Origin of the sequence: Actinomadura sp. KC216, assembly GCF_004348535.1 — a bacterium.
Taxonomy (GTDB): domain Bacteria; phylum Actinomycetota; class Actinomycetes; order Streptosporangiales; family Streptosporangiaceae; genus Spirillospora.
This window is the reverse complement of the sequence record NZ_SMJX01000621.1, coordinates 1-1,444: the sequence shown is the minus strand read 5'-3', so window position 1 is coordinate 1,444 and position 1,444 is coordinate 1. Positions and strand designations below refer to the sequence as shown.

The following is a 1,444-nucleotide window of genomic DNA, read 5'->3' as shown; positions in this document are numbered from 1 at the left end:
GCCCCGCACCTGCGCCAAGACCGGCCCGCCGAACCCTCAGGGACGCCCCTGAGACCCCGGGGGCGCCTCCACGGCGCCCTCCAGGGTCAACCCCGGTGCCTCTCAGGTCAGCTCTGGCCCGGGCGGCTCAGGCCCGTCTCGTACGCGTACACGACCGCCTGCACCCGGTCCCGCAGCCCCAGCTTCGCCAGGACGTTCCCCACGTGCGTCTTCACGGTCGTCTCGCTCACCACCAGCTCCGCCGCGATCTCCGCGTTCGACTGGCCCCGCGCCACGTGCGCCAGCACCTCGCGCTCCCGCTCCGTCAGCGTGTCCAGGCCCGGCGGCGGCGACGCGTCCCGCACCGCGGGCAGCCGCGTCGCGAACTTGTCCAGCAGCCGCCGCGTCACCGACGGCGCCACGATCGCGTCGCCCGCCGCGACGATCCGGATCGCCTGCACCAGATCCTCAGGCGGGGAGTCCTTCAGCAGGAACCCGCTCGCCCCCGCCCGCACCGCCTCGATCACGTACTCGTCCAGGTCGAACGTCGTCAGGATCAGCACCCTCGGATCGTGCGACGCCGCGCCCTCCCGGATGATCCGGCGGGTCGCCTCGATACCGTCCACCCCCGGCATCCGGATGTCCATCAGCACCACGTCCGGCAGCAGCGACCGCGTCATCTCCACCGCCGCCGCGCCGTCCCCGGCCTCACCGACCACCGCGATGTCCGGCTCCGCCTCCAGGATGAGCCGGAACCCCGTCCGCAGCAGCGGCTGATCGTCGACGAGCAGCACCCGCACCGCCGTCATCGCGGCGCTCCGCCCGCTCGGCGTCCCGCTCCGTCCATCGTGCCCGCTCCTCGCCTCACAGCGCTCCCGCCTGAACCCGCGGCGCCCTCGCCCGAACCTACGGGGCTCCGGCCACCTACGGGGCTTGCGCCCAACCTACGGCCTTCCGGCACCTCACGCCTCCAGCGGGAAACGGGCCCGCACACCGAACCCGCCGCCGACCCGCGGCCCGATCTTCAACTCGCCACCGTACAGCGCGACCCGCTCGTACATGCCGACCAGACCGTGCCCCGGATTCGCGCCGTCCTCCGCCATGAACGTCGCCGTGCCGCGCCCGTCGTCCTCGATCTCCACCGTCAGGTCCCCGTCCCCGTAGTACAGCCGCACCCACGCCCGCGCCTGCGGGCCCGCGTGCTTCAACGTGTTCGTCAACGCCTCCTGGATCAGCCGGAACGCCGCCACGTCCACCCCCGGCGACGGCGGCCGCGCCTCACCCTCGATCCACAGCTGCACCGACAGGCCCGTCTCCCGGACATGGTCCAGCAGCTCCCCGAGATCGCCCAGCCCCGGCTGCGGCGCCAGCTCCCGGCCCGCCCGCTCCGGATCCCGGTCCGTCCGCAAAACCCCGACGATCCGCCGCATCTCGCTCAGCGCCGTCCGCCCGACCTCCTCGATCG

At 73.8% G+C, this 1,444-nt stretch carries 2 protein-coding genes; both read right to left on the bottom strand.

The genetic code is table 11. The features are described from left to right. Positions 1-107: 107 nt before the first annotated feature. Positions 108-788, bottom strand: a complete 681-nt coding sequence (locus E1264_RS42575; RefSeq protein ID WP_132183248.1) for a response regulator transcription factor — start codon at positions 786-788, stop codon at positions 108-110. Between the two features lie 153 nt (positions 789-941). Then, on the bottom strand, positions 942-1,444 hold a 503-nt coding region (locus tag E1264_RS42570), incomplete at its 5' end, for an ATP-binding protein (protein WP_243711519.1).

Coding starts and splice junctions, on each gene's coding strand:
- E1264_RS42575 (WP_132183248.1), bottom strand. CDS start 788: ATGACGGCGGTGCGGGTGCTGCTCGTCGACGATCAGCCGCTGCTGCGG.